Here is a 26653-nt window from a genome sequence, read left to right on the forward strand (position 1 = left end):
TGCCAGCAAACTCATTTCAGGCCGGCGGCGTCCATCCCGCGCAGTTCCTTCTTCAGGTCGGCGATCTCGTCCCGGAACCGCGCGGCCAGCTCGAATTGCAAGTCCCGGGCGGCGGCCATCATCTGCGCGGTCAGGTCCTTGATCAGGTCGGCCAGTTCGGCGCGGGGCATGCTGGTCGTGTCGCGGCCCTCGAACACCCCGGCGCTGACCGCGCGGCCCGGCTCGCCCTGTGCGCGCCGACCGCGGGACGCATTGCGCCCTGACCCGCCGATCTCCACCACGCTGGCTTCTGTATCAGACGCCTCGCGATAGACCTGGTCGAGGATGTCGGCGATCTTCTTGCGCAGCGGTTGCGGGTCGATCCCGTTGGCCTCGTTGTAGGCGATCTGCTTCGCCCGGCGCCGTTCGGTCTCGTCGATGGCTTCCTTCATCGAGTCGGTGATCGTGTCGGCGTACATGTGCACTTCGCCGGAGACGTTGCGGGCGGCGCGGCCGATGGTTTGGATCAGGCTGCGCGATGACCGCAGGAAGCCCTCTTTGTCGGCATCCAGGATGGCGACGAGCGACACCTCCGGCAGGTCCAGGCCCTCGCGCAGCAGGTTGATGCCGACCAGCACGTCGTACTCGCCGAGCCGCAGCTGGCGCAGCAATTCCACCCGGCGCAGCGTGTCGACCTCCGAGTGCAGATAGCGCACCCGGATGCCCATCTCGAGCAGGTAGTCGGTGAGGTCCTCGGCCATCTTCTTGGTGAGCGTGGTGACCAGCACCCGCTGGTCGGCGTCGGTGCGCTTGCGGATCTCGCCGATCAGGTCGTCGATCTGCCCCTTGGTCGGTTTGACCACCACCTTCGGGTCCACCAGGCCGGTGGGCCGGATGACCTGCTCGACGAACTCGCCGCCGGACTGACTGAGCTCATAGGGGCCCGGGGTGGCCGACAGATACACCGTCTGCCCGACCCGGTCGGCGAACTCCTCCCACGTCAGCGGGCGGTTATCGCACGCCGACGGCAACCGGAACCCGTATTCGACCAGGTTGCGCTTGCGCGACATGTCGCCCTCGTACATGCCGCCGATCTGCGGCACGGTGACGTGCGACTCGTCGATGACCATCAAAAAGTCTTCCGGAAAGTAGTCGAGCAGGGTCGCCGGCGGCGAGCCCGGCCCCCGGGCGTCGATGTGGCGGGAGTAGTTCTCGATGCCCGAACAGAATCCGACCTGGCGCATCATCTCGATGTCGTAGTTGGTGCGCATCCTCAGGCGCTGCGCCTCGAGCAGCTTGCCCTGGCCCTCGAGTTCGGCCAGCCGGGCGGCCAGTTCCTCTTCGATCGTCGAGATGGCGTGGGCCATCCGCTCGGGGCCGGCCACGTAGTGGGTGGCCGGGAAGATGCGCAGCGAGTCGACCTGGCGGATCACGTCGCCCGTCAGCGGGTGCAGGTAATACAGCGCCTCGATCTCGTCGCCGAAGAACTCGATGCGCACCGCCAGTTCTTCGTAGGACGGGATGATCTCCACGGTGTCGCCGCGCACCCGGAACGAGCCGCGGGTGAAGGACAGGTCGTTGCGGGTGTACTGGACGTCGACCAGTAGCCGCAGCAACCCGTCCCGGGGCACCTCGTTGCCGACCCGCAGTTCCACCGAGCGATCCAGGTACGACTGCGGGGTGCCCAGGCCGTAGATGCACGACACCGACGCCACCACGACCACATCGCGCCGCGACAGCAGCGACGACGTCGCGGAGTGCCGCAAGCGCTCGACGTCGTCGTTGATCGAGCTGTCCTTTTCGATGTAGGTGTCGGTCTGCGCGATGTAGGCCTCGGGCTGGTAGTAGTCGTAGTACGACACGAAGTACTCAACGGCGTTGTGCGGCAACATCTCCCGCAGCTCGTTGGCCAGCTGGGCGGCCAGCGTCTTGTTGGGTGCCATCACCAGGGTGGGCCGCTGCAGGCGCTCGATGAGCCAAGCGGTGGTGGCCGACTTCCCGGTGCCGGTGGCGCCGAGCAGCACCACATCGCGCTCCCCCGCCCTGATCCTGCGCTCCAGCTCGTCGATGGCCGCCGGCTGGTCCCCGGCGGGGTCGTGCGGGCTGACGACCTCGAAGCGGCCGCCGGCGCGCACCAGCCCCGCCACGGCCTCTTCGGCCGGGCGATATTCCGAATGAGCGACTACCGGATGTTCCGTGGCGAATGCCATGCCACCAGGGTAGAGGCGATCACCGACAAGTGCCTTGGAGCTGGTCTTTGCAGGTCGTCGTCCTGACGGTTGAGGGATTCGCTCATGGAGGATCTTGGTAAAGACGAGGCTGCGTCTTTGGTCGAGCTTGGTTTTGGCTGGCGCTAGACGGGGGCGCTCCGGTCGACGGCGTATACCGATACGCCTCAGAGATGCTCGACGTCCGGTCAGGGAGGTTCTCGCGCGGATAGCCGAACCACCAAATAGTGTCTGGCTCTCCCGGTTGGCGGGAGGACGAGGACGGCTGGTTTTCCTCGAAGTCGACCAGAAAGTAGTACAGGACGGCCCCCGCGGCCGTCCTCGGCTAACCCGCGGGACGCGTCCACGTCCGGGTGACCGGGTCGCATTGCAGCAGGTAGCCGTCGCTGGAGGTGCTCATGGCGAACACCGAGGTGCCCGGCCGGTCGCACGAGCTACCGGCCGCGTGCACGCCCATCGTGATCGGGGCCTTGGCCCAGCTGCTGCCCTCGCACACGATCTGCTCGTTGTTGGTCGGGTCGTAGGCGACCTTGCCGACATCGGCGCACAACCCGCCCAGCACGGGCGGCGCCGGGGCGGACGCGGTGGTCGAGGCGTTGATGACCTGGGTGGGGTCGCCCAACGCCACGCCGGCCGGCGCGGCGCCGGCCCGGGTGGCCACCACGGGCACCCGGACCACCGCCCCCTGAGCGCCGCACTCGTTGCTGAGCACGGTCTCGGTCTGCGTGCCCCGCAGCGTGCCGTCGGCCTGCGGCGCCAGCGACCACGCGACGGTTTCCTGCTGGGTGGCAGGCGCGTGTCCGTTCGGCTGGGCGCAGCCCACTCGCAGCTGCTCGGGCGCGCCTTGCCAGTAGCCACCCACGTAGCGCAACGTGTCGGCCTGGCCGCCGCCGGTGGTGCTGGCCAGTTGGTGGGTGGCATCGTCCAGCTGGGTCCCGGTGGCCGCGCATCCGTTGGTCGTGCAGGCCGACCGGAACGCCCACCAGTCGGTGGTGGCTCCGCCGTGCCGGATGCCGATGCCGTTGGTGGTCCGCTTGGTCTGGTCATAGTCCAGCCGATAGGTCCCATTCAGCGCCGGTCCCCCGGCGGCGGGTGCGGCGCTGGGAGCGGGCAGGGACGGTTTGGAGGCGAGCGCGGGGCTGGGCGGCGGCGTGGTGGGCTCAAACGAGTACAGGATCGACCAGGTCGCCGCGACGGCGACGAGCACCGCGCACACCAGCGCCGCGGCCCACCGGGTTTTCGACGAGAACCGGTGGTTCAAGGCGGCGAGCCCGCGCCGGCGGTGCGGCGCCAACGGGGCGGTGCGCGGCGGCGGGCGGCGGGCTTCGGAAACCCGCGCGCTGACGGCGGTGGCGAACTCCCGGCACCGCGCGAACCTGTCCTCGGGCCGTTTGGCGAGCGCCGTCGAGAACACGTCGTCGAGCTCCGCCAGCTCCGGCCGAAAGTCGCTGAGGCGGGGAGGCGTCTCGTGCAGGTGCCGGCTGATCACCGCGATCGGGTTGGAATGCTGAAACGGTGGCGCACCGGTCAGCAGATGGAAAGCCGTTGCGGCCAACGCGTATTGGTCGGCCCTCCCGTCGATCGGAGCGCCGGCAAGCTGCTCGGGCGCGGCGTAGGCCACGGTTCCCACCGCGACGTTGGTTTCGGTGATCCCGCTCACGTCGCCCAGGTGGCGCGCGACACCGAAGTCCGCCAACAGGATTCGGCGTTCCCCGTCTTCCGGGTGGGTGAGCAGGATGTTGGCGGGCTTGACGTCGCGGTGCAGCAGGCCACGGTCGTGCGCGTAGTCCAGCGCACCCGCGACCGCTTGCACGATGGCACACACCTCGTGGATCGGCATGCCCTCGGGGTGGCTCTGCTTGACCAACCGCGACGCATCGGTGCCCTCGACATAGTCCATCGAGATCCACAGATGCCCGTTGAAAGCGCCGCGGTCGTGGACGCCGACGATGTGGGGATGCCACAGCGTCGCCGCGAGATCGGCCTCCCGATTGAACCTTTCGCGAAACTCGGGATCGGCCGTCACCGCCTCGGCGAGGACTTTGATCACGTCGCGGCGCGGCAGCCGGGGATGCAATGCCAGGTAGACCTCGGCCATGCCACCGGCGCCCAGTTGCCGCAAGATCGTGTAGCCGGCAAACGACGCACCATTCCCCACCGCACCGGAATCGCTGTGTGGTTGCGCCGCTTGGGGTTCCGCGTTCGGCAGGGAACTCACCGGTGGTATCCGGCGAAACAGCTGCCCGATCGGCATCGCGGGTAACGAGTGAAAACCCGCGCGCAGGGCGTCGCGGGCCTGGCGCGGGTTGGTCAGCAGTCGTCGCCCGGTGCCGATGCGCCGGGTCGTTCGCTTGTGCTCATCCATCAATGCGTTGGTCCCCCTCCGATCGAATAATGCCGCACGGCCGTAGGCGATTCGACTCCGCCGACTATGAAACAGCTATGAATAGCCGTGCCGAAACAAAGGGAAGTCACAGCCGGATCCCATAGAAGCACGGCCGGCGCGACCCGATACTTGAGTGGTGACTCGACCCGCCCCGCCTCTGCTGACCATTCGGCACGACGGGTCCCAACGATCCTTCGCGGCCGGACACGAAGTGGTCGTCGGACGCGACGCGCAGGCCGACGTGCAGATCGCCGATCCGCGCATCTCGCGCGCGCATCTGATCCTGCGTTTCGATCAAGGCCGCTGGCTGGCAATCGATAACGGTTCGCTGAACGGGACCTATCTCAACGGTTACCGGATGCCGGTCATCGATATCCACGACGGCCAGAGCATTCACGTCGGAAACCCGCGCGGCCCGCACCTGACCTTCGCGATCGGGCCCCGGCAGGGCCAGGCGACCCGCCCGGCCCGCACCCGGCCCAGCCACGATTCCGGGCCACCGACCCTGACGTGGTCCGCGGTTGGCGAGCAAACGAATCCGACGCATCATCGGCCCCCGCCGCGCCGCGGCGTTCCCCGAGGTCCGCTGCCTCGCCCCGCGCCCCCGCTGCCGCTCGCGGCGCCTTCGCCAGTGCGCGGCGCACCACCGGAGGAGCTGACCGTCATCGATCCCGGCTCGCCCGCCAGGTTGCGGGCCGCGCCGGCAACGGAATTCACGGTGATCGACGCAAAGACGGCCGACGTGTCGAACCTGGCGACGCGCTTTGTGAGATTGCTCTCGCCGCGCGCGTCGTCCGCCGCGGGCACGACCGGCGCCCTGACCATCGGGCGCGCCCCCGAAAACGACATCGTCGTCCCCGACGTATTGGCGTCGCGCCGGCACGCGACCTTGGTGCCCACACCGCTGGGCACCGAGATCCGGGACAACAGCGTCAACGGCACGTTCGTCAACGGCACCCGGGTCGGGTCGGCGATCCTGTCCGAGGACGACGTCGTCACCATCGGCAACGTCGACCTGGTGTTCCGTGGCGGCACGCTCACCAAGCGCAGCGAAGCCGCGTCGCGGAGCGGCGGGCTCGAGGTGCGCAACGTCAAGTACGTCGTCGACAACGGCAAACAACTGCTCGACGACATCTCGCTGGTCGCACGTCCCGGAACGCTCACCGCGGTGATCGGCGGGTCGGGCGCCGGAAAGAGCACCCTGGCCAGGCTCATCGCCGGCTACACCACACCCAGCTCGGGCTCAGTTACGTTCGAGGGACAGAACATTCACGCCGAGTACGCCTCCCTGCGCAGCAGGATCGGCATGGTCCCCCAAGACGACGTCGTGCATCGCCAGCTGACCGTCAACCAGGCGCTGGGCTACGCCGCCGAGCTGCGGCTGCCGCCCGACACCGGAAAGGCCGACCGCGCCGGGGTCGTCGCCCAGGTGCTCGAGGAGCTCGACCTGACCAAACACGCCGACACCCGCGTCGACAAGCTGTCCGGCGGGCAGCGCAAACGCGCGTCGGTGGCGCTGGAACTGCTGACCGGCCCGTCATTGCTGATCCTCGACGAGCCCACGTCCGGCCTGGACCCCGCGCTCGACCTGCAGGTCATGACGATGCTGCGCCAGTTGGCCGACGCCGGTCGTGTGGTGCTGGTGGTGACGCACTCGCTGTCCTACCTGGACGTCTGCGACCAGGTGTTGCTGATGGCCCCCGGCGGCAAGACGGCCTACCGCGGCTCGCCCGAGCAGATCGGCGACGCGATGGGCACCACCAACTGGGCCAAGATCTTCACCCAGGTCGGCGCCGACCCGGACGAAGCCAATCGCCGCTTCGTGGAACGCAGCGAGGCCCAAAAGCGCATGCCGGACAAGGCCGATGAGCCGAGCGGCCTGGGTGAGCCGGTGCACACCAGCGTGCGACGCCAGATCTCGACCATCGCCCGGCGGCAGTTCCGCCTCGTCGTCGCCGACCGCGCCTACTTCGTCTTCCTGGCGCTACTGCCCTTCGTATTGGGTTCGCTGTCCCTGACCGTCCCGGGCAGCAACGGATTTCATGCGCCGGGGCCCAATGCGGGAACGCCCGACGAGGCCGCACAGATACTGGCCCTGCTGATGCCGGCCGCGGCATTCATGGGCACCGCCTTGACAATTCGCGATCTGGTCGGCGAACGGGCCATCTTCCAGCGGGAGCAGGCGGTCGGCCTGTCGACCACCGCATACCTGCTCGCCAAGTCCGCGGTGTTCTGCGCGTTCGCCATTTTGCAGTCGGCGATCGTCACGGCGATCGTGGTGGCCGGCAAGGGCGCACCGACGCGCGGCGCAAATCTGTTCGGCCACTCCACGATTGGGGCCACGGTCGAGCTGTTCGCGACGGTGGCCGCGACGTGCGTCGCCTCGGCCATCCTGGGCCTGGCCATCTCGTCGCTGGTGCGCTCGAGCGAGCAAATCATGCCGCTGTTCGTGGTGACGGTGATGGCGCAGCTGGTGCTGTGCGGCGGCATGGTGCCCGTGACCGGCCGGCTCGGCCTGAACCAGTTGTCGTGGGCGATGCCGGCGCGCTGGGGCTACGCCGCCGCCTCGTCGACGGTGGACCTGCGGCACCTGGTGCCCGATTCGCTGCTGTCCCAGGACCGGTTCTGGCAGCACGCGCCGAAGACCTGGCTGCTGGACATGGCCATGCTGGCCGCGCTGTCACTGTTGTATGGCGGGTTTGTGCGGTGGAAGATCCGGTTGCGCCGGTAGGGTGTGATCATTCAGGAGGAACAGCGAGATTCACCCACCGAAACACGAGACGTTCGACTTAGTGGGCCGCACCAACACCGATCCCAAGGGAATCGTGCGGGCCGTGGACGAGTATGCGGTGCACCCGTGGGGTCTCTACGTCGCCCGCCCCACCCCCGGCCGCGCCCAGTTTCACTACCTCGAATCGTGGCTGCTGCCGTCGTTGGGCCTGCGCGCCACGGTCTTTCACTTCAACCCCGGCCACGAACGCGACCACGACTACTACCTGGATGTGGGCGAATACACGCCTGGGCCCGAGGTGTGGCGCGCCGAGGATCATTACCTCGACATCGAGGTCCGCAGCGGCGCCCGCGCGGAACTGTGCGATATCGACGAGTTGCTCGATGCGGTCCGCCACGGCCTGCTGACCCCCGAGGTCGCGGAGCTGGCGGTGCGACGCGCCGTGGCCGCCGTGGATGGGTTGGCCCGCAACGGCTATGACCTGTCGCGGTGGCTGGCCGCCGGCGGCATGGAGCTCACCTGGCGCGGCCGCTGAGCGCGACCGCACTACCCTGGCCGGTGGTTGGTGATGCTGTCGAACTCGTCTTTGACGATGCGGTAGCAGCCGCAGGCTAGTCGTTCCAGCCCCTGACGGTCGGTGATGGTCACGATGCCGCGGCTGTAGCGGGTCAGGTGCTGGGCCTGGATGCGTTGTGCCGTCTGGGACACGGTGGCTCGGGATGCGGCACGTTCGACGGCGACCCACGGTTCCAGGAACTATGTCGGCGCCCCGACACAAGGATTACCCTGGCGCTATGTCCGCGACCCAACACAAGCCCGTCCAGGCGGCGTTTGGGCGAGTGGTGCTGGTGGCGTCGCTGGGCGGCATGAAAGCCCTGGGCACCGTGCTCGCGGGTCTGCCGGGTGATTTTGCGGTACCCGTCGTCGTCGCCCAGCATCGCCGCCCCACGCTCAGCGGCGACGATCCGCTGGCCCAGATTTTGTCCCGCGCGAGCTCTCTGCCGATTCGAGTCGCCGAGCCGGGGGCGCCGGCGGACAAACCGGGCATCACCATCGTGCCCGCCGGAAAGACGGCAACCATCGATGCGGACGGCGCCTGGATGCTCGCCGAGGAAGCGGCCAAGGCCAGCGTCGGGGACGCCGTCCTGACCAGCTCCGCCGCGCTGGTGCCGACGGTCGCCGTGATCCTGACCGGGCGGCTGGCCGACGGCGCCAACGGATGTCGCGCGGTCAAGCGCAACGGCGGGCGCGTGCTCGTCCAAGACCCGGCGACCGCCGAGGCGTCGAGCATGCCGGCGCACGCGATCGCCACCGGCTGCGTGGATTTCGTGCTGCCGCCCGATCGCCTCGCGGCGGCGGTGCTCGCCCTGACCACCGCACCCGGGGGCGCCGAACTGCTGACGGTTCCCGTGCCGCCGTGGGCATGTCTTAACTAGTCGGCATGACGGACTTCGCGAGCCTGCCCGGTGCGGTGCGCGAAGCGCTGTACGACGAACCCGTGCCCGACTGGCGCTCGCCCACCCTGGCAACCCTCACCGACGACCGGTTCTCCGATCCGGGCTGGATCTTCGAGCGCAAGTTCGACGGCATGCGCTGCCTGGCGTTCCGCGACGGCGATCGGGTCCGGCTGTTGTCGCGTAATCGTCAGCCGCTCAATGGAACCTATCCCGAATTGGTGGATGCGCTTGCCGCGCAACCGGTCACGCGGTTCGTCGTGGACGGAGAGGTGGTGGCCTTCGACGGCCGGCGGACCAGCTTCGCCCGGCTGCAGGGTCGGCTGGGCCTCACCGACCCCGACGTGGCCCGGGCGTCGCCGGTGCGTGTCTTCTACTACGTATTCGATCTGCTGCATCTCGACGGCATGTCCACCGTCGAGGTGCCGCTCCTCTGGCGAAAGAGGTTGCTGCGCAAAGCGATCGACTTTGCCGACCCGCTGCGCTGTGCACCGCACCGCGTCGGGGACGGGATCGCCGCCTACCGGCGCGCATGTGAGCGCGGGGACGAGGGAGTGATCGCCAAGCGGGCCGACTCCACCTACCAGGGCGGTCGCTCGAAAAACTGGCTGAAGTTCAAATGCGTGCGCGATCAGGAGTTCGTGGTGGGGGGCTACACCAGTCCCAAGGGCAGTCGAGTCGAGTTGGGCGCCCTGATGCTCGGCTACTACGACGGCGGGGACCTGGTCTACGCGGGCAAGGTCGGCACCGGTTTCGACGACGCCACGCTGCGCCGGCTGCACGCGCGCCTGTCGCCGATCACCCGGGACAGGCCGCCGTTCGCCCGCGGTTTGGTGCGCGAGGCCGGCGCGAACTGGGTATCCCCCGAGATGGTGGTTCAGATCGGATTCAGCGAGTGGACGCGTGATGGCAAGTTGCGCCATCCGCGCTACCTCGGCATGCGCACCGACAAGGAGCCCGGCGAAGTGGTGCGGGAGACGCACTGATGGCCCGCGTCGACGTCGAGATCACCCACCCGGACCGCGTCCTGTTTCCCGCCGACGGGATCACGAAACGCGATCTCGCCGCCTATTACGACCAGGTGGCCGACACCATGTTGACGCACCTGCGGGGCCGGGCCCTCAACGTGCAGCGCTATCCCCGCGGCATCGCCGAAACAGGGTTCATCCAGCAGGATTTCGCCGATTCGCTACCAGACTGGATGAGCAGTGTCCGGGTGGCCAAGGAGGGCGGCACCGTAGAGCATCCGGTCGTCGAACGGCCGGAGGCGCTGCGCTGGCTGGCCAATCAAAGCTGCATCACCCTGCACATGTGGCAGTCGCGCCGGGCCCGGCTGGACCACCCGGACCGACTCGTCTTCGATCTCGACCCGTCCGACGGCGACTTCGCCGTGGTGCGAGCGACCGCACGCGCCACCGCCGGGGTGCTCGGGGACCTGGGCCTGGCGTGCTACGTCCAGACCACCGGCTCGCGGGGGCTGCACGTGGTCGCCCCCTTGCGCGCCGACACCGATTTCGACACCGCCCGGCAGTTCGCCCGTGACGTCAGCGAAGTGGTCGCCGCGGACGATCCCGCGCATCGCACCGTCGAGGCTCGCAAGGACAAGCGCGACGGGCGGGTATACCTCGACATCATGCGAAACGCCTACGCGCAGACGGCGGTTGCGCCGTATTCGGTTCGGGCCCGCAACGGCGCACCGGTAGCCACACCGCTGGAATGGGACGAGCTGGACGCCGGGCGGTTGCGGGCCGACCGGTTCACCATCCGCGACGTACCCAAACGGCTTGCCGGACAACCGGATCCGTGGGCGCACATGTCGCGGCACGCCCGCTCACTGGCCGGCCCGCTGCGCCGATTGGCGAGGCTACGTGCCTGAGCTGCCCGACGTGGAAGGGTTTCGGCGGCAACTGGCCGCGTCCCTGCCGCGGCGGCGAATCCGGCACGTGCAGGTGCACGATCCCGGGATCCTGCGCAACACCACCGGACAAGCGCTGGCGCGCCGGTTGACCGGTCACCGCTTCGCGGACCCACGCCGGCACGGCAAGTGGTTGGTGCTCCCCACCGACGGCCCGGCGCTGCTGATCCACAGCGGCATGACCGGCCGGCCCTACTATGCCCCCGACGGGGCCGCCCACGACCCCTACGAGCGGCTGGTGGTGTCGCTGGACGGGGGCGAGCTGCGCTACGCCGACCTCCGCAAATTGCGCGGGGTGTGGCTGGCCGACGATGCCGACGACATCGGGCACATCACCGGCCCGCAGGGACCCGACGCGTTGGGTCTCGGCCTGCGCGAGTTCCGCGCGGTGCTGGCCTCGCGGTCGGCCCGCTCGCGGCAGCTCAAACCCACGCTGATGGACCAGTCGGTGCTCGCCGGCCTCGGCAACCTGCTGGTCGACGAGATCTGTTGGCGGGCCAAAACCCGACCGACCGTGGCGGTCGCGGACTTGGGCGACGACGACGTAAAGGCCTTGCACGCCGCGATGACCCGGGTGCTGCGCACCGCGGTGCGCCACGGCCGGGTGCCCGGCCTGCCGCGCTGGCTCACCAGGGTGCGTGACGAGCCCGACCCGCGCTGCCCCCGCTGTGGGACGCGGCTCGAGCGCGCCCGGGTGGGCGGACGGGCGACGCTGTGGTGTCCGCGCTGCCAGCCGTAGCCAAACGATCTGGCTCGGAAATCACGCGGGTTGTAATGTCACCGGCTATGAGCTGCAAAGGCCACAGGTTCCTGCCGGTCGCCGCGGTGACGGTGATCGCCGCCGGGGCCCAGTTGTATCCGGCGACGGCGAGCGCGGACCTGCACAACATCACCTATCGGGCCAGGATCGACGGCGTCACGACCGGCAGTCAGGCCACGTTCGTCATCAACGGCGGCCAGACGAACACGGCCGGGCTGAGCTCGATGCCCGGCAACGCATTCGAGGCCGACACCGTATTGTCCGATCCGCAGCAGGCCGGCATGCGCATCGTGCTGCACTTCCCGTACTCGGCGAACGTGCACTGCGAGATCGACGTGGACGACAACGTTTTCGTCCAGGCCGACCAAATGGTCCGGCCGGTGGCGGGGAACGCCGATCCCAACAACGGCGCGCTGCAGTGCGGGGCGCCCCTGCCGTGAGTGGCGTAGTGGCTAGGGACGCCAGCCCGTCGCGTCGGCCCACTCCCAGGCCCGCCGGTAGGCGTCGAGAAACCACGGCTCCTTGACGGCAACATAGGCCGCAATGTCTCCCCCGCCGTCGGTTTCGGCGGTGCGCTTGACGCTCAGGTACTCCGCCCGCGCATCGGGATCGGCGGTCAGCCAGTCGGGGAACAGCAGGGCGAACTGCTGATTGGGCCACCCCTCCACCCGGATGTGCACATTGGTGGGCCGGCCGGGATCCGCCGAGGCGTGAATCCGCTTGGACCACAACGCCGGATCGTCATCGCGGTCGTAGCGGCCGACGGTGCTGCGCGCGTCGCTCTTGGCGACATCGCCGACGATGCGCTCGATGCGCGGGTACCCGGCGGACAACAAGGGTTCGGCGAGTTCGTCGGCGACGGCCAGGGATTCGACGGTGATCTGGATGTCGATGAGGTCCTTGGCGGGGAAATCCGGCACGGCCGTCGACCCGATGTGGTCGACGCGCAACGCCCGCTGCCCGCAGGTCGTCCTCAGGCGGTTGAGGATTCGCTGCGCCTGGTCCGGCCAGGTCGGGTCGGGCGGCGCCAATTGGACCGGCGCCGGGGCGATCTGACGCGTGCTCAGGTTGTGAGCAAACGGCACGATGCGGTTGTCCCACACCTGTTGGGCGCGTTGCACCAGGTCTTCCGGGCTGCCCGAGTTGTCCACCCAGATGTCGGCGACCGCGCGGCGCTGCTCGTCGCTGGCCTGCGCGGCGATCCTGGCGCGGGCGTCGTCTTCGGCCATGCCGCGCTGGTCGACCAGTCGCCGCAGCCGCACCTCGACGTCGGCGTACACGATGACCACGAGCGGGAACAGCGGCGCCATCCCGGACTCCACCAGCAGCGGAATGTCCTCGACCACAACCGAATCCTCGGGCACCGAGGCGATGATCTCCGCGCGGCGCCGGCCCACCAGCGGGTGGACGATTCCGTTCAGCGTCTGGCGGGCCTGGTCGTCGCGAAAGGCCTTGGCGGCCAACGCCGGTCGATCCAGCGATCCATCCGGCAGCAGGATGTCGGCACCGAACGCCTCGACCAGCGCCGCCAGCCCTTCGGTGCCCGGCTGGACCACCTCACGCGCGATGACGTCCCCGTCGACGATGACGGCGCCGCATCGCTCGAACGTGGACGACAGCGCCGACTTGCCGGCGCCGATGCCACCGGTCAACCCGATACGCAGCATGGCGTCCTCAGGTCAGGATCACGCGTTGCCGGCGAGTTTCTCCCGCAGCGCGGCCAATTGGGCATCGCTGGCCAGCGATCCGCCCGCCTTCTCGGCGGGCGCACCGTTGCCCGGCGACTGCTCGCCGGCCGTGTGGCCGGCCGCCTCGGCCGCCGCGAACTTCTCCATCTGCGCGGTGTGCATCTTGTGCCGGCGCTCGGCCTCGGCGTAGCGGGCCTCCCACTCGGTGCGCTGCTTGTCGAATCCCTCGAGCCATTCGTTGGTCTCGGAGTCGAAGCCCTCGGGGAAGATGTAGTTGCCCTGCTCGTCGTAGCTGTCAGCCATGCCGTACTTCGCCGGGTCGAACTCGTCGGTGTAGTCCTCGTTGGCCTGCTTGAGCGACAACGAGATCCGGCGGCGCTCCAGGTCGATGTCGATGACCTTGACCATCGCGTCGTCGCCGACGGCAACCACCTGGTCGGGGACCTCGACGTGGCGCTCGGCCAGCTCGGAGATGTGCACCAGGCCCTCGATGCCCTCCTCGACGCGGACGAACGCGCCGAACGGAACCAGCTTGGTGACCTTGCCGGGCACGATCTGGCCGATGGCGTGGGTGCGGGCGAAGTGGCGCCACGGGTCTTCCTGAGTCGCCTTGAGCGACAACGAAACCCGCTCGCGGTCCATGTCGACGTCGAGCACCTCGACGGTGACCTCGTCGCCGACCTGGACCACCTCGGACGGGTGGTCGATGTGCTTCCAGCTCAGCTCGGAGACGTGCACCAGACCGTCGACGCCGCCGAGGTCGACGAACGCACCGAAGTTGACGATGGAGGAGACGACACCCTTGCGGATGGCGCCCTTCTGCAGCTGGTTGAGGAACTCGCTGCGCACCTCGGACTGCGTCTGCTCCAGCCACGCCCGGCGCGACAGCACCACGTTGTTGCGGTTCTTGTCCAGCTCGATGATCTTGGCCTCGATCTCCTTGCCGATGTACGGCTGCAGATCGCGCACCCGGCGCATCTCGACCAGCGAGGCGGGCAGGAAGCCGCGCAACCCGATGTCGAGGATCAGGCCACCCTTGACCACCTCGATGACGGTGCCCTTGACGGCCTCGTCCTTCTCCTTGAGCGCCTCGATGGTGCCCCAGGCGCGCTCGTACTGCGCGCGCTTCTTGGACAGGATCAGGCGGCCCTCTTTGTCCTCCTTGGTGAGAACCAGGGCCTCGACCTCGTCGCCCACGGAAACGACCTCGTTGGGGTCGACGTCGTGCTTGATCGAGAGCTCGCGGGCGGGGATGACCCCCTCGGTCTTGTAGCCGATGTCGAGGAGCACCTCGTCCCGGTCCACTTTGACGATCGTGCCCTCGACGATGTCGCCATCGTTGAAGTACTTGATCGTTTTGTCTATTGCGGCGAGAAAGTCCTCGCTGGAGCCAATGTCGTTGACGGCTACTTGGGGCGAGGTGACGGCGGGACTCGGCATATTGTTGGGGTGCTCCGGACAGGTTTGGTCGTAGGGACAATTGGGATTTACCCATCGAGGCTACTCGACTGTGCACACGCTGGCCAAACCCAGTCCCGGCGGCTCACCCGGTTCGATGGGCCACCCGGTTGGTGAAGGCGCCGTGGTAGCTCATCGGCACGTGGAACGGCAGCCACGCCTCCGCGATCGGGCCGTCGGCCACGTGGGCCGCGTCGACCACCATTAACCTGCTGCGATGCTGCGATTCCTGGTATCCGACGGTGAGTAGCCAGCCGTCGTCCTCGGCCGTTCCGCCGGGTCGCGGCACAAACGTCGGCTCCACCAGCACGTCCCCGGGCGGGCAATAGGTCTGGACCGCGCCGGTGCGGTGATCGATGCGGGCGATTCCCTGGCCTGCAAACCTGGCCGGGTCCTGGACCGTCACGTAGGACACGTCGTGCCGGGTCGTGGAACGCCGCTCGTCGATCTGGGGGAACTCGCACCCGAAATCGGCCAACGGCTCGCGGGACACGCGCCCCGACGGGGCGATCCGGAACCGCGTCAGCACCACGGCGTCGTCGATGGCCCCGTAGTCGTCGACCTGGGCGATGTCGGACCGGATGTGGGCGGTGTATTTCTTCATGCCCGCGTAGGTCTGCGGCACGAACCGTGGCAGCTCGACGACGACATCGTCGCCGTCGTCATATGCGTTGGTGAAATGCCAGTGATAGAACGGATCGGTCTCGGCCACCCGCACCCGGCCCCCGTCGCGCGGCGCGAGAACGAAGTACGACGGCGCATCCCGCTTGAAAAATATGGAGTCTCAATAGGATTGGTGGCCGACGAGCGCCCACGGGTTGATCCGCAGCGGCGACACCACGAAGATCGCGTAGCGCCGGGTCAACGCCATGTCGTGCACCACGCCCATCCCCGGCAGCGGCACCGCCCGCAGGTAGCGGGTCACACCGTTGGCGCCGGTCTCGTAGAGCCGCAGGCGCATCCGCGGCACCGCCTCGCCCGCCAGCTCCCGCAGCCGGCGCCACCGCTCGCGACCGCGGGCCCCGCGCAGCGCGTGGCGCAGGTCGATCCGCGGGAAGTACGGGTCGAACCCGAAGTTGATTTTGGTGTTGGTGGCCGGGTCGTAGGTGTAGTGCGCCGAATAGGCCCGGACCGCACCCTTGAGCGCCCCGCCGAGGTTTGACGGCCCCATGGTGTCCAGGGTGTCGAGATCGAGTTCGTGCGGCGGTCCGCCCTCCCAGAGCGCCAGCAGCTGGTTGCGGTTGACCATGACGCTGGTGTTGGCGGTGTTGGCCGGCAGCCGCAGCGCGTTCGCCAGCGCGCCGCCGTCGCGCTGGTAGGCGAAGCCGCGGTCCACCAGCCGTCCGGCCGCCGTCGACCTCAGGTAGTGCTTGGTGCGGACGAAGCGGTTGCGGAAACGCACCCCCGACCCGTCGAGCACGAACGCGCTGACCATCCCGTCGGCATCAAAAATGCCCTCGACCTGCGTCGATCCGAGATTCCAGCGGCCCGACCCGTTCCGGTACAGGGTGCCGAGGAGCCCGTCGGGGATCGTCCCGGTGATTTCGGTGACGTCTACGTCGGTTTCGCCGACGATGTTTTCCCAGTACCGCGACGGAGCTTGAACGTCTGCCAGAGCCATAAAAGACAGTGTGTCTATTATCGCTGGGCGTTGTCAATGGTCTTGATGTCGTCGGCGTTGAACGGCAGGGCCGCCCCGCCGTCCCAGCACAGCGCGGTGAGGTGTTCGACGAGCGCCTCCCGCGGCATGGTTCCCGTCCGGCACCACCATTCCGCGGCCGCCACCGCCGACCCGACGATGGCCCGCGACCAGGGGGCCGCCGCCATGCGCGCGGCCTCGGAGCCCGACGACGACGCCAGCATCCATTCGACCGCGCCGGCCAGCTGCTCGAAGACACTGGTCGACGGGTCACCGGTGAGGGCCCGGTAGAGATTCGGCTCGGCTTCCATCCACGCGCTGATCACGTCGAAGAACAACGCCATCCGCTCCCTGAGGTCGGTGGAACCGGCTGCCCGAGTGGTGATTTCGGCGAGCAGCCGCTGCGAGGTGCGTTTGCTCAGCTCGGCCAGCAGCGCGTCACGGCCGGGGTACATGGCATAGACCGCCGAGCGGACGAAGCCGGCCTCGCCCGCGATGTCGACCAGTCCGGCGGACGGCCCCTTGGCGCGGATCACCCGCTCGGCGGCGTCGAGAAGCTCCGAGCGCCGCGCGCCGGGATCCACCCGCGAGCCCGCCGGGCGACCACGACTGCGCTTTGCCGGGGGCATCGACGGTGGCCTGTCAGTGCGCCGCAGCGTCCCAGCTGCGGCCGTAGCCCACCGAAACCTCGAGCGGGACGTCCAACGGGTAGGCGCCGCCCATCTTGTCGCGGGCCAACGCTTCGAGCTGCTCGCGCTCCCCCGCCGCGACCTCGAACAGCAGCTCGTCGTGCACCTGCAGCAGGATCCGGGAGGACAGCCCGGCGTCCTTGATCGCCTTGTCGGTTTCGATCATCGCCACCTTGATGATGTCGGCGGCGCTGCCCTGAATGGGCGCGTTGAGCGCCGCCCGCTCGGCGGCCTCGCGCACCTGGCGGTTACTGCTGTCGAGTTCGGGCAGATAGCGGCGGCGGCCGAACACCGTCGACGTGTAGCCGTCCTTGCGGGCCTGTTCCACCACGGCCATCAGGTAGTCGCGGACTCCGCCGAACCGGGCGAAGTACTGCTCCATCTGGTCTTTGGCCTCTTCGGTGGAGATCTTGAGCTGGGCGGACAGCCCGTAGGCGCTCAATCCATAGGCCAGCCCGTAGGACATGGCCTTGACCCGGCGGCGCAGTTCGGCGGTGACCTCCTCGATCGGCACGCCGAAGGCGCGGGAGGCGACGAACGAGTGCAGGTCCTCCCCGGTGTTGAACGCCTCGATGAGTCCCTCGTCCTTGGACAGGTGGGCCATGATCCGCATCTCGATCTGGCTGTAGTCGGCGGTCATCAGCTCGCTGTAGCCGTCGCCGACCACGAACGCGTCGCGGATCCGCCGGCCGGCCTCGGTGCGGATCGGAATGTTCTGCAGGTTCGGCTCGGTCGAGGACAACCTGCCGGTGGCCGCGATGGTCTGGTTGAACGTGGTGTGGATGCGCCCGTCGGAGGCCACCGAATTCAGCAGCCCGTCGACGGTGACCTTGAGCCTGGTGGCGTCGCGGTGGGCCAGCAGATGTTGCAGGAACGGGTGACCGGTCTTGTCGAACAGCGACTGCAGCGCGTCCGCGTCGGTGGTGTATCCGGTCTTGGTGCGCTTGGTCTTCGGCATCTCCAGCTCGTCGAAGAGCACCGCCTGCAACTGTTTCGGCGAGCCCAGGTTGATCTGCTTGCCGATCACCGCGTACGCCGCTTCGGCCGCGTCGCGGATCAGGTGGGCGAAGTCGCTCTGCAGTTCGGTCAGCAACTCCAAATCGACGGCGATGCCGGCGTTTTCCATCCCCGCCAGCACCCGCTGCACCGGCAGCTCCATGCCGCTGAGCAACGAGGTGGAGTTGATGCGGGCCAGCTCCTCGTCGAGCGCGTCGGCCAGATCCAGCACCGCCACGGCACGCAAAAGCAGCGTCTGCACCGCCTGGTCGTCGGTGCCGTCGGTGTCGTCGAGCAGCGAAAGCTGTTGCTGCTCAGGGTTTTCGGCCCGCAACTCGCGACGCAGGTAGCGCAGCGACAGGTCGTCGAGGGAGAAGCTGCGCTGCCCGGGGCGCACCAGGTAGGCCGCCAGCGCGGTGTCGGAGGTGACGCCGGCCAGCGTCCAGCCCCGCCCGGCCAGGTCGTGCATGGCCAGCTTGGCTTCGTGCAGCGCCTTGGGCGGCCCGGGGTCGGCCAGCCAGGACGCCAGCGCCGCCTCGTCTTCGGGATCCAGCGTCGCGGTGTCGATGTAGCGGCCCTCGCCGTCGGCGGAGACGATGGCCAGCGCGGTGGCGTCGGCGTCGTAGGCCAGGTGGGTGCCGACGACGGCCAGCCCGAAGCGCTTCCCCGAGCTGTGCTCGGCCAGCCACACCGCCAGCTCGCCGGCTTCCAGCGCGCCGCCGCGCACGTCGAAGCCCTCGTCGACCTCGGGCTCCACCGCGGCCAGGGTTTCGAACAGCCGGTCGCGCAGCACCCGGAACTCCAGGTCGTCGAAGAGCCGGTGGATCTGGTCGCGGTCCCACGGTTGCAGCCGCAGCGTGTCGGGAGTCTGGGCCAGCGGCACGTCTTTGACCAGATCGGTGAGCTCGCGGTTGCGGATCACGCTGGCCAGATGTTCGCGCAGCGCGTCGCCCACCTTGCCGCGCACCGAATCGACGTTGTCGACCAGCGCCTGCAGCGACCCGTACTCGCCGATCCACTTGGAGGCGGTCTTCTCCCCCACACCGGGGATGCCGGGCAGGTTGTCGCTGGGGTCGCCGCGCAGCGCGGCGAAGTCGGGGTACTGCGTGGGCGTCAGTCCGTACTTCTCGACGACCGCGTCCGGGGTGAAGCGGGTCAATTCGCTCACCCCCTTGCGGGGGTAGAGGACCGTCACGTTCTCGCTGACCAACTGCAACGAATCGCGGTCGCCGGTGACCACCAGCACGCGGTAGCCCTCGTTTTCGGCCTGGGTGGCCAGGGTGGCGATCAGGTCGTCGGCCTCGAAGCCCGGCTCGGCGAGCACCGTGATGCCCAGGGCGGCCAGGACCTCCTTGGTGATGTCGATCTGGCCGTGGAACTCGTCGGGCGTCGCCGACCGATTGGCCTTGTACTCCGGATAGCGCTCGGAGCGGAAGGTCTGCCGCGACACGTCGAAGGCCGCGGCGATGTGGGTGGGGGCTTCGTCGCGCAGGAGGTTGATCAGCATGGCGGTGAAGCCGTAGACCGCGTTGGTGGTCAGCCCCCCGCGGGTCTTGAAGTTCTCGGCGGGCAGCGCATAGAACGCCCGGAACGCCAGGGAGTTGCCGTCCAGCAGCATGAGCGTCGGCCTGGTCTGTTCCTCGCTGGCCTTCGTAGCGGTTTTCGTGGCGGGCACGGCTTTCACTTTAGGCACCCGGTGTGACGAGTTGCGCGCCCCGACCGCGCCGTCCGCAGAACTGCAACACGTTTCAGTTTTGTGCGCGGGCTGGGTACGCTGGCCCGGTGCCAGAAGTCATCCGACAAGAACCGGCGGTCGATGGATGGTTCGCCACCGACGACGCCGGTGTCCCGCATCTGATCGGCAGCAAGTGCCCCGAGTGCGGCACCTACGTCTTCCCGCCGCGGGCGAACAACTGCCCCAATCCGGGTTGCGCCAGCGACACGCTGGAATCGGTCGCGCTGTCGACGCGGGGAAAGTTGTGGAGCTACACCGAGAACCGGTACGCGCCACCGCCGCCCTACCCGTCGCCGGACCCCTTTGAGCCGTTCGCCGTCGCCGCCGTGGAGCTGGCCGAGGAGGGCCTGATCGTGCTGGGCAAGGTGGTCGAGGGCACGCTGGCCGCCGACCTGAAGGTCGGCACGGAGATGGAACTGACCACCATGCCGCTCTACACCGACGACGACGGCGTGCAGCGCATCGTGCACGCGTGGAAGCGCGCCGGCGACGATGCAGAGCGAAGCGATGAGAAGGAGCGGCGCAAATGACGACCATGAGCGCTCCCGAACCGCTGTACATCCTGGGCGCCGGGATGCACCCCTGGGGCAAGTGGGGCAACGACTTCACCGAATACGGGGTGGCCGCGGCCCGGGCCGCGCTGAACGAAGCGGGCCTGGACTGGCGACAGATCCAGTTGGTGGCCGGCGCGGACACCATCCGCAACGGCTACCCCGGGTTCGTCGCGGGCGCGACGTTCGCCCAGAAGCTCGGGTGGAACGGCGTGCCGGTCAGCTCGAGCTACGCCGCGTGCGCCAGCGGTTCGCAGGCGCTGCAGAGCGCCCGCGCCCAGATCCTGGCCGGCTTTTGCGACGTCGCCCTCGTCATCGGCGCCGACACCACGCCGAAGGGCTTTTTCGCCCCGGTCGGCGGTGAGCGCAAGAACGATCCCGACTGGCAGCGGTTCCACCTGATCGGCGCCACCAACCCGGTGTACTTCGCGCTGTTGGCGCGGCGGCGGATGGACCTCTACGGCGCCACGCTCGAGGATTTCGCCCAGGTCAAGGTCAAGAACTCGCGGCATGGCCTGCAGAACCCGAACGCCCGGTACCGCAAGGAGGTGTCGGTCGAGGACGTGCTGGCCAGCGCGGTGGTGGCCGACCCGTTGCGGCTGCTGGACATCTGCGCCACCTCCGACGGCGCGGCCGCGCTGATCGTGGCCAGCGCGAAGTTCGCCCGCGAACACCTCGGCTCGCTGGCCGGTGTGCCGTCGGTGCGGGCGGTCAGCACGGTCACCCCGAACTATCCGCAGCATCTGCCCGAATTGCCGGACATCGCAACGGATTCCACCGCCGCGGTGCCCGCACCCGATCGGGCGTTCAAGGACCATATCCTCGACGCGGCCTATGCCGAGGCGGGCATCGGGCCCGAGGACGTGAGCCTGGCCGAGGTCTACGACCTGTCCACCGCGCTCGAGCTCGACTGGTACGAACACCTGGGCCTGTGCCCCAAGGGCGAGGCCGAGGCGCTGCTGCGCAGCGGCGCCACCACGATCGGCGGCCGGGTGCCCGTCAACGCGTCCGGCGGGCTGGCCTGCTTCGGCGAGGCCATCCCCGCGCAGGCGATCGCTCAGGTCTGCGAGCTGACGTGGCAGCTGCGCGGTCGGGCCACGGGCCGGCAGGTGGAAAACGCCACGGTCGGCATCACCGCCAACCAGGGGCTGTTCGGGCACGGTTCGTCGGTGATCGTCGCCCGCTAGGGATTGCCGCCGCGTTGGCTTGCGTTGTGCGGCCACGGTTTTGAGTGTGAAGCCACGGCTTTCAGTGTGAAGCGTGGGCGCGGATTGTCGGCGTGTCGCCGCCGGGGGTTCACATCCAAAGCCAACGATTCACACTCGACGGATCGGGTGCTCCTCGGGGTACTCCGAGAGCTATTCCTTGGGCGGGTCCAGGGTCTCCAAGACGACCTCGGCCACCCTCTTCATCGTGGTTCGCCGGTCCATGGCTGCCCGCTGAATCCACTTGAACGCCTCGGGCTCGGTCATCCCCTGTTCGGTCTGCAGCAGCCCCTTGGCGCGCTCCACGAGCTTGCGGGTCTCCAGCCGATCGGACAGTGACGCCACCTCGCGTTCCAGCTCGGCGATCTCACCGAATCGGCTGACGGCCAATTCGATGGCCGGGATCAGGTCGCTGATGGTGAACGGCTTCACCAGGTAGGCCATCGCCCCCGCATCCCGGGCCCGCTCGACCAGGTCGCGCTGACTGAACGCGGTCAACACGACGATCGGTGCGATGCGCTTGCTGGCGATCTCCGAGGCCGCGTCGATGCCATCACGGCGCGGCATCTTCACATCCATGATCACCAGGTCCGGCCGATGGCGCTCGGCCAGCTCGACGGCTTCCTGCCCGTCGCCGGCCTCGCCGACGATCTCGTAACCCTCCTCTCGGAGCATCTCGGCGAGATCCAGTCGGATGAGCGCTTCGTCTTCAGCGATCAGGACCCGGCGCGGCACAGCGGCGTCGGTGTCGGTCGTGGGGCCTGTCATGACGAATATTGTGTCGCGAACGCCTCAGACCAGCGTGCGCGGGGGCGGTGTGGCAGGTGAGGACACCAAATCCTCTATGGTGGGAGGCTGCCTCTAAGGTAAGAGGCCGGCACGCCCTCGTATCCCAACTGGCAGAGGAAACGGATTCAAAACCCGTCCAGTGTGAGTTCGAATCTCACCGAGGGCACCAGCGACCGCGGTCGGTGGCGCCATCGGCTCGGCCGGCTTTCTTCGGTACCGAAGTAGCGGTTCCGGCCGACGCAACCGGTTCACAAGTTTCCATATCGAGTCCAATACCTTCCAATGGTATGAATTCGGCCGCATTTATAAACTCTGCGCATTTATAGCTCTTCGTATTGCAGGCAAGAATATGGCGCGCAAAAGATCACTTGAATTCATAATTCGGCGCGGGCAGGACGCGGCCGATCGCGATTTCGGTGGCGACGATCCCGAATCGAATCGGTGACGTCCACCGTCGGCCCCGCTAGCGGTCCCGGCGATCCGCGGGAACCCCGGGCGGGCTCGGAACCGTCAGTCGCCGAATGATCGCGTGACACACACCTGGCCGGATGCCGAAACCTCCGGCCCCGCGGTGTAATTGCCGATGGAATCGCCGGCCACCCGTAGCAGCCAACTCGGATCACTACAGGCGACGCTGCAGCCGTCCATCAGCATGGCGGTAAGGGCAATGAGCGACGCAAGAACGATTCTTCTGAGAACCGCCATCAGGCACCCCTTAGTCGAGGCGAACACGCGTCACGCAGAGCGTCCAACACGTGTTGAATAACCGAACCAAATGACTCGTAACCCGACAAAAACCCGATAACTAGATGGTTATCAGATCCGGAAACTTACGGGGGCGAAAACGGTGATATTCATTAGACAGCCGACAAATACCCTGCTCAGCGGTTAGGCTTGCTGCGTGGCGGCCAAGGATTGTGGTGGCCCACCGCGATGGCCAGACGGCTCGTCGAAGCGCCCGGACTGTGTAGCCGCGGCGCGGGCCCAGTCGCGCGCCCGCAACCAGCACTACGCCGACAGCGCCGCGCGCCAATACCGGGTGCTCGCGATTGCCGCGTGGCTGGCCGTGCTGGTCTGCGTCGACTTCGTCGCTTTGCAGTTGATCACCGGAGTCTGGACGTGGCAGATCATCTCGCTCAACGCCCTCGCCGCGATGATCTTCGCCGCGGTGCCGTGGCTGCACCGTTTCGGTGACCTCATCGCGCCGCTCACCTTCATCGGCGCCGCCTACGTCACGGTCTTCGTCAGCACCTGGGACGCTGGCACGGGTACGGGCGCGCAGTTCTTCTTTTTGGTCGGGGCGTGCCTGGTGGTGCTGTTGCTGGGCATCGAACACACCGTGCTGGCGGCCGGCCTGACGGCGGTCGGGGCCGGGCTGGTGATCGCCCTGGAGTTCCTGGTCCCCCGCGACACCGGATTACAGCCGGCGTGGGCGCAGTCGATGACCTTCGTGGTCACCATCGTCTCCGCCTGCGTGATGGTGTTCGTGGCGGTGTGGTTCGCGCTGCGCGACACGCAGCGCGCCGAGGCGGTGATGGAGGCCGAGTACGAGCGCTCGGAAGCGCTGCTGGCCAACATGTTGCCGGGCAGCATCGCCGAGCGTCTCAAGAGCTCGTCGCGCAGCGTCATCGCCGACAAGTACGACGAGGTCTCCGTCCTGTTCGCCGACATCGTCGGGTTCACCGAACGCGCCAGCACCACCACCCCGGCCGACCTGGTGCGGTTCTTGAACCGGCTGTACGGCGCCTTCGACGAACTGGTCGACAAACACGGCCTCGAGAAGATCAAGGTCAGCGGCGACTCCTACATGGTGGTCAGCGGGGTCCCGCGGGCTCGGCCGGATCACGCCTTCGCTCTTGCCGATTTCGCGCTCGACATGGCCAATATCGCTGCCGCACTGAAGGATCCGCACGGCGATCCGGTCGCGCTGCGGATGGGCATGGCCTGCGGGCCCGTGGTCGCGGGCGTCGTCGGCTCGCGCCGCTTCTTCTATGACGTCTGGGGCGACGCGGTCAATGTCGCGTCGCGGATGGAATCCACCGATTCGGTGGGCCGAATCCAGGTGCCCGAGGCGATGTACGAGCGACTCAAGAACGAGTTCGTCCTGCAGGAGCGCGGCCGCATCGAAGTCAAGGGCAAGGGCGTTATGCGCACCTGGTACCTCATCGGCCGCAAGGCGGACGAAGAGCCCGCCGACCTGCTCACCGGGCGACCACACACCGTCCACGTCTGATCAAAGCCCCTGCACGGTCCCTGTACCAGGGCCCGCGTTTGTGTCAGACTGCGGCCATGACTATCTCCCCTGGCTCTCCTGGAACCCACCCCGTTCCAAGCTTGCTGCCGCATCTGTGGAAATCCGCTCTGCTGTCGGGAATTCTGTCGATCGTCCTCGGTGTCCTGGTGTTGGCGTGGCCGGGAATTTCCATCCTGGTGGCCGCCGTCGCCTTCGGCGTTTACCTGCTCATCACCGGTATCGCGCAGGTCGTATTCGCGTTCTCACTGCACGTCTCGGCGGGGAGCCGAGTCTTGTTGTTCATCAGCGGGGCCGCGTCGCTGATTCTGGCGTTGCTCGCGTTCCGCCACTTCGGTCAGGGTTACGCAATTCTGCTGCTGGCCATCTGGATTGGCATCGGGTTCATCTTCCGTGGTGTCGCCACGACGATTTCGGCCGTCAGCGACCCGCACCTGCCGGGCCGGGGCTGGAACATCTTCCTCGGCGTGCTCAGCCTGCTGGCCGGCATCGTGGTCGTGGCGTCACCGTTCGAATCGATTGTCACCCTGGCGATCGTGGTCGGCGCGTGGTTCGTGGTCATCGGGATCTTCGAGGTCATTTCGGCCTTCGGCATCCGCAAGGCGTCCAACTCGCTCGGCAGCTGACGCGCGCGCCGGTGGCGCAGGCGCCTACCCATCTACTACACTCTGTCGTAGCCGTTGATCGGGCCTCCGCAGTCGGGAGATGACAGATGAATGTCGTCGATATTTCGCGGTGGCAGTTCGGTATTGTTACCGTCTACCACTTCATCTTTGTGCCGCTCACGATCGGTTTGGCCCCACTGATCGCCATCATGCAGACGGTGTGGGTGGCTACCGGGAACACCGCGTGGTACCGGCTGACCAAGTTCTTCGGCAAGCTGTTCTTGATCAACTTCGCCATCGGTGTGGCGACCGGCATCGTCCAGGAATTTCAGTTCGGGATGAACTGGAGCGAGTATTCGCGGTTCGTCGGCGACATCTTCGGTGCACCGCTGGCGATGGAAGGGCTGTTCGCCTTCTTCTTCGAATCCACGTTCATCGGCTTGTGGATCTTCGGCTGGAGCCGGCTGCCGAAGCTGCTCCACCTGGCCTGCATCTGGATCGTCGCGATCGGTGTCAACGCCTCGGCGTTCTTCATCATCGCGGCGAACTCGTTCATGCAACACCCGGTCGGCGCGCACTACAACCCGGCGACACGGCGCGCCGAGCTGGACAGCATTTTCGCCCTGCTGTCCAATAACACTGCGCAAGCGGCGTTTTCACACACCGTGGCGGGAGCGCTGCTGACCGCCGGCACCTTCGTCGCCGCCGTCAGCGCGTGGTGGATGGTGCGCTCACGCAGGACCGAATCCACCGCCCCCGCCGCGGAAACCGAGGCCCGCACCATGTTTCGCCCCGCGGCAATCCTGGGCTGCGGGGTGGTGCTGCTCGCCGCGGTCGGCCTGTTCTTCACCGGCGATCGCCAGGGCAAGCTGATGTTCGTCCAGCAGCCGATGAAGATGGCGTCGGCGGAGGCGTTGTGCCGCACACAAACCGACCCCGATTTCTCGGTGCTGACCATCGGCACCCACAACAATTGCGGCAGCGTCACGGAAGTGATCAAGGTGCACTACGTGCTGCCGTTCCTGGCCGAGGGCAAGCTCAGCGGCGTGACGCTGCAGGGGGTGAACGAGCTGCAGCAGCAGTACCAGCACCGCTTCGGACCCGACGACTACCGGCCGAACCTGTTCGTCACCTACTGGTCGTTCCGATTGATGATCGGGTTCCTGGTGTTCCCCGTGGTGTTCGCCCTGACCGTGCTGTGGCTGACCCGCGCCGGGCGAACCCCCAAGGGCCGCTGGTTTTCCTGGTTCGCACTGCTCACCATTCCCACGCCGTTTTTGGCCAACATCTCGGGTTGGGTGTTCACCGAGATGGGCCGGCAGCCATGGGTGGTGGCTCCGAACCCGACCGGTGACCCGCTGGTCCGGATGACCGTCCGCGAAGGCGTGTCGAACCACGTGCCGGGCATGGTCATCACGTCGCTGGTGACCTTCACCGTCGTCTACGCGGTGCTGGCGGTCGTGTGGTTCTTTCTGCTCAAGCGTTACACCGTCGAAGGGCCGCTGGAACACGACGCGGAACCCGCTCCCCCGCAGGCGCCCGACGCTGACGAGGTGGCGCCCCTGTCGTTCGCCTACTAAGGGCGTGATGGGGC

The 26653-nt window shown here is 67.8% G+C and carries 21 protein-coding genes, 1 tRNA gene and 1 pseudogene; 13 read left to right on the top strand and 10 right to left on the bottom strand.

What is annotated here, in order from left to right:
- Nucleotides 1–11: 11 nt before the first annotated feature.
- Nucleotides 12–2189: an excinuclease ABC subunit UvrB gene (gene uvrB / locus W7S_RS14735; RefSeq protein WP_009954231.1), complete on the bottom strand. Its 2178-nt coding sequence runs from the start codon at nucleotides 2187–2189 to the stop codon at nucleotides 12–14.
- Nucleotides 2190–2532: 343 nt separating this feature from the next.
- Nucleotides 2533–4572 carry a serine/threonine-protein kinase gene (locus tag W7S_RS14740; RefSeq protein WP_014380346.1) on the bottom strand — a complete coding sequence of 680 codons (2040 nt, stop codon included), beginning with the start codon at nucleotides 4570–4572 and terminating at the stop codon, nucleotides 2533–2535.
- A 157-nt stretch (nucleotides 4573–4729) separates the two neighbouring features.
- Between W7S_RS14740 and W7S_RS14745 the strand changes: the two genes are divergently transcribed.
- Nucleotides 4730–7324 carry an FHA domain-containing protein gene (locus W7S_RS14745; RefSeq protein ID WP_238535812.1) on the top strand — a complete coding sequence of 865 codons (2595 nt, stop codon included), beginning with the start codon at nucleotides 4730–4732 and terminating at the stop codon, nucleotides 7322–7324.
- Nucleotides 7325–7418: 94 nt separating this feature from the next.
- Nucleotides 7419–7859: a DUF402 domain-containing protein gene (locus W7S_RS14750; protein ID WP_014711906.1), complete on the top strand. Its 441-nt coding sequence runs from the start codon at nucleotides 7419–7421 to the stop codon at nucleotides 7857–7859.
- An 11-nt stretch (nucleotides 7860–7870) separates the two neighbouring features.
- Here W7S_RS14750 and W7S_RS27180 read toward each other — a convergent pair whose 3' ends face one another.
- Nucleotides 7871–8032: a hypothetical protein gene (locus W7S_RS27180; protein ID WP_014385108.1), complete on the bottom strand. Its 162-nt coding sequence runs from the start codon at nucleotides 8030–8032 to the stop codon at nucleotides 7871–7873.
- Between the two features lie 86 nt (nucleotides 8033–8118).
- On the opposite strand from W7S_RS27180, the gene W7S_RS14755 reads away from it, so the two are divergent.
- The 5 genes from W7S_RS14755 to W7S_RS14775 are packed head-to-tail and all read left to right on the top strand — an operon-like array spanning nucleotide 8119 to nucleotide 11893.
- Nucleotides 8119–8760, top strand: coding sequence for a chemotaxis protein CheB (locus W7S_RS14755; protein ID WP_008257666.1), 642 nt, complete (start codon nucleotides 8119–8121; stop codon nucleotides 8758–8760).
- A 5-nt stretch (nucleotides 8761–8765) separates the two neighbouring features.
- A complete protein-coding gene (gene ligD, locus W7S_RS14760) occupies nucleotides 8766–9764 on the top strand; it encodes a non-homologous end-joining DNA ligase (protein WP_008257667.1) in 999 nt (332 codons plus the stop codon).
- Complete coding sequence (gene ligD, locus W7S_RS14765) at nucleotides 9764–10654, top strand: non-homologous end-joining DNA ligase (protein ID WP_008257668.1); 891 nt, start codon at nucleotides 9764–9766, stop codon at nucleotides 10652–10654. The genes ligD (W7S_RS14760) and ligD (W7S_RS14765) overlap by 1 nt, the downstream gene beginning before the upstream one ends.
- On the top strand, nucleotides 10647–11432 hold the full coding sequence (locus W7S_RS14770; RefSeq protein ID WP_008257669.1) for an Fpg/Nei family DNA glycosylase: 786 nt from the start codon (nucleotides 10647–10649) through the stop codon (nucleotides 11430–11432). The genes ligD (W7S_RS14765) and W7S_RS14770 overlap by 8 nt, the downstream gene beginning before the upstream one ends.
- Before the next feature lie 47 nt (nucleotides 11433–11479).
- A complete protein-coding gene (locus W7S_RS14775; RefSeq protein WP_008257671.1) occupies nucleotides 11480–11893 on the top strand; it encodes a hypothetical protein in 414 nt (137 codons plus the stop codon).
- 12 nt (nucleotides 11894–11905) lie between these two features.
- Here the strand turns inward: W7S_RS14775 and coaE are convergent, their stop codons facing one another.
- From coaE to polA, 5 genes and pseudogenes are all read right to left on the bottom strand, one after another.
- On the bottom strand, nucleotides 11906–13120 hold the full coding sequence (gene coaE, locus W7S_RS14780) for a dephospho-CoA kinase (RefSeq protein WP_008257672.1): 1215 nt from the start codon (nucleotides 13118–13120) through the stop codon (nucleotides 11906–11908).
- 18 nt (nucleotides 13121–13138) lie between these two features.
- Nucleotides 13139–14581, bottom strand: a complete 1443-nt coding sequence (gene rpsA / locus W7S_RS14785) for a 30S ribosomal protein S1 (RefSeq protein ID WP_008257673.1) — start codon at nucleotides 14579–14581, stop codon at nucleotides 13139–13141.
- A gap of 103 nt (nucleotides 14582–14684) precedes the next feature.
- Nucleotides 14685–16220: pseudogene (locus W7S_RS14790) on the bottom strand (carotenoid oxygenase family protein).
- A 17-nt stretch (nucleotides 16221–16237) separates the two neighbouring features.
- Nucleotides 16238–16867, bottom strand: a complete 630-nt coding sequence (locus W7S_RS14795; RefSeq protein ID WP_029384787.1) for a TetR family transcriptional regulator — start codon at nucleotides 16865–16867, stop codon at nucleotides 16238–16240.
- 13 nt (nucleotides 16868–16880) lie between these two features.
- Nucleotides 16881–19541 (bottom strand): DNA polymerase I, encoded by a 2661-nt coding sequence (gene polA, locus W7S_RS14800; RefSeq protein ID WP_008257678.1) that lies wholly within the window; start codon nucleotides 19539–19541, stop codon nucleotides 16881–16883.
- 164 nt (nucleotides 19542–19705) lie between these two features.
- On the opposite strand from polA, the gene W7S_RS14805 reads away from it, so the two are divergent.
- Together W7S_RS14805 and W7S_RS14810 are read left to right on the top strand one after the other, a co-directional pair.
- A complete protein-coding gene (locus W7S_RS14805; RefSeq protein WP_008257680.1) occupies nucleotides 19706–20188 on the top strand; it encodes a Zn-ribbon domain-containing OB-fold protein in 483 nt (160 codons plus the stop codon).
- Between the two features lie 5 nt (nucleotides 20189–20193).
- Nucleotides 20194–21396: a lipid-transfer protein gene (locus W7S_RS14810; RefSeq protein WP_008257683.1), complete on the top strand. Its 1203-nt coding sequence runs from the start codon at nucleotides 20194–20196 to the stop codon at nucleotides 21394–21396.
- A gap of 171 nt (nucleotides 21397–21567) precedes the next feature.
- Here the strand turns inward: W7S_RS14810 and W7S_RS14815 are convergent, their stop codons facing one another.
- A complete protein-coding gene (locus tag W7S_RS14815) occupies nucleotides 21568–22182 on the bottom strand; it encodes an ANTAR domain-containing response regulator (RefSeq protein WP_008257686.1) in 615 nt (204 codons plus the stop codon).
- 113 nt (nucleotides 22183–22295) lie between these two features.
- On the opposite strand from W7S_RS14815, the gene W7S_RS14820 reads away from it, so the two are divergent.
- Nucleotides 22296–22372, top strand: a tRNA-Leu gene (locus W7S_RS14820).
- A gap of 341 nt (nucleotides 22373–22713) precedes the next feature.
- Here the strand turns inward: W7S_RS14820 and W7S_RS26970 are convergent.
- Nucleotides 22714–22908 carry a hypothetical protein gene (locus W7S_RS26970; RefSeq protein WP_131810781.1) on the bottom strand — a complete coding sequence of 65 codons (195 nt, stop codon included), beginning with the start codon at nucleotides 22906–22908 and terminating at the stop codon, nucleotides 22714–22716.
- Between the two features lie 196 nt (nucleotides 22909–23104).
- On the opposite strand from W7S_RS26970, the gene W7S_RS14825 reads away from it, so the two are divergent.
- The 3 genes from W7S_RS14825 to W7S_RS14835 all read left to right on the top strand — a co-directional run bounded on the left by W7S_RS14825 (nucleotide 23105) and on the right by W7S_RS14835 (nucleotide 26639).
- Complete coding sequence (locus W7S_RS14825; RefSeq protein WP_014711907.1) at nucleotides 23105–24436, top strand: adenylate/guanylate cyclase domain-containing protein; 1332 nt, start codon at nucleotides 23105–23107, stop codon at nucleotides 24434–24436.
- Between the two features lie 38 nt (nucleotides 24437–24474).
- Nucleotides 24475–25080 (top strand): DUF308 domain-containing protein, encoded by a 606-nt coding sequence (locus tag W7S_RS14830; protein WP_026071350.1) that lies wholly within the window; start codon nucleotides 24475–24477, stop codon nucleotides 25078–25080.
- Nucleotides 25081–25166: 86 nt separating this feature from the next.
- Entirely contained in the window at nucleotides 25167–26639 is a 1473-nt protein-coding gene (locus W7S_RS14835) for a cytochrome ubiquinol oxidase subunit I (RefSeq protein WP_014711908.1), read from the top strand.
- Nucleotides 26640–26653 lie beyond the last annotated feature (14 nt).

The organism is Mycobacterium sp. MOTT36Y (genome assembly GCF_000262165.1).
Classification (GTDB): Bacteria; Actinomycetota; Actinomycetes; order Mycobacteriales; family Mycobacteriaceae; genus Mycobacterium; species Mycobacterium intracellulare.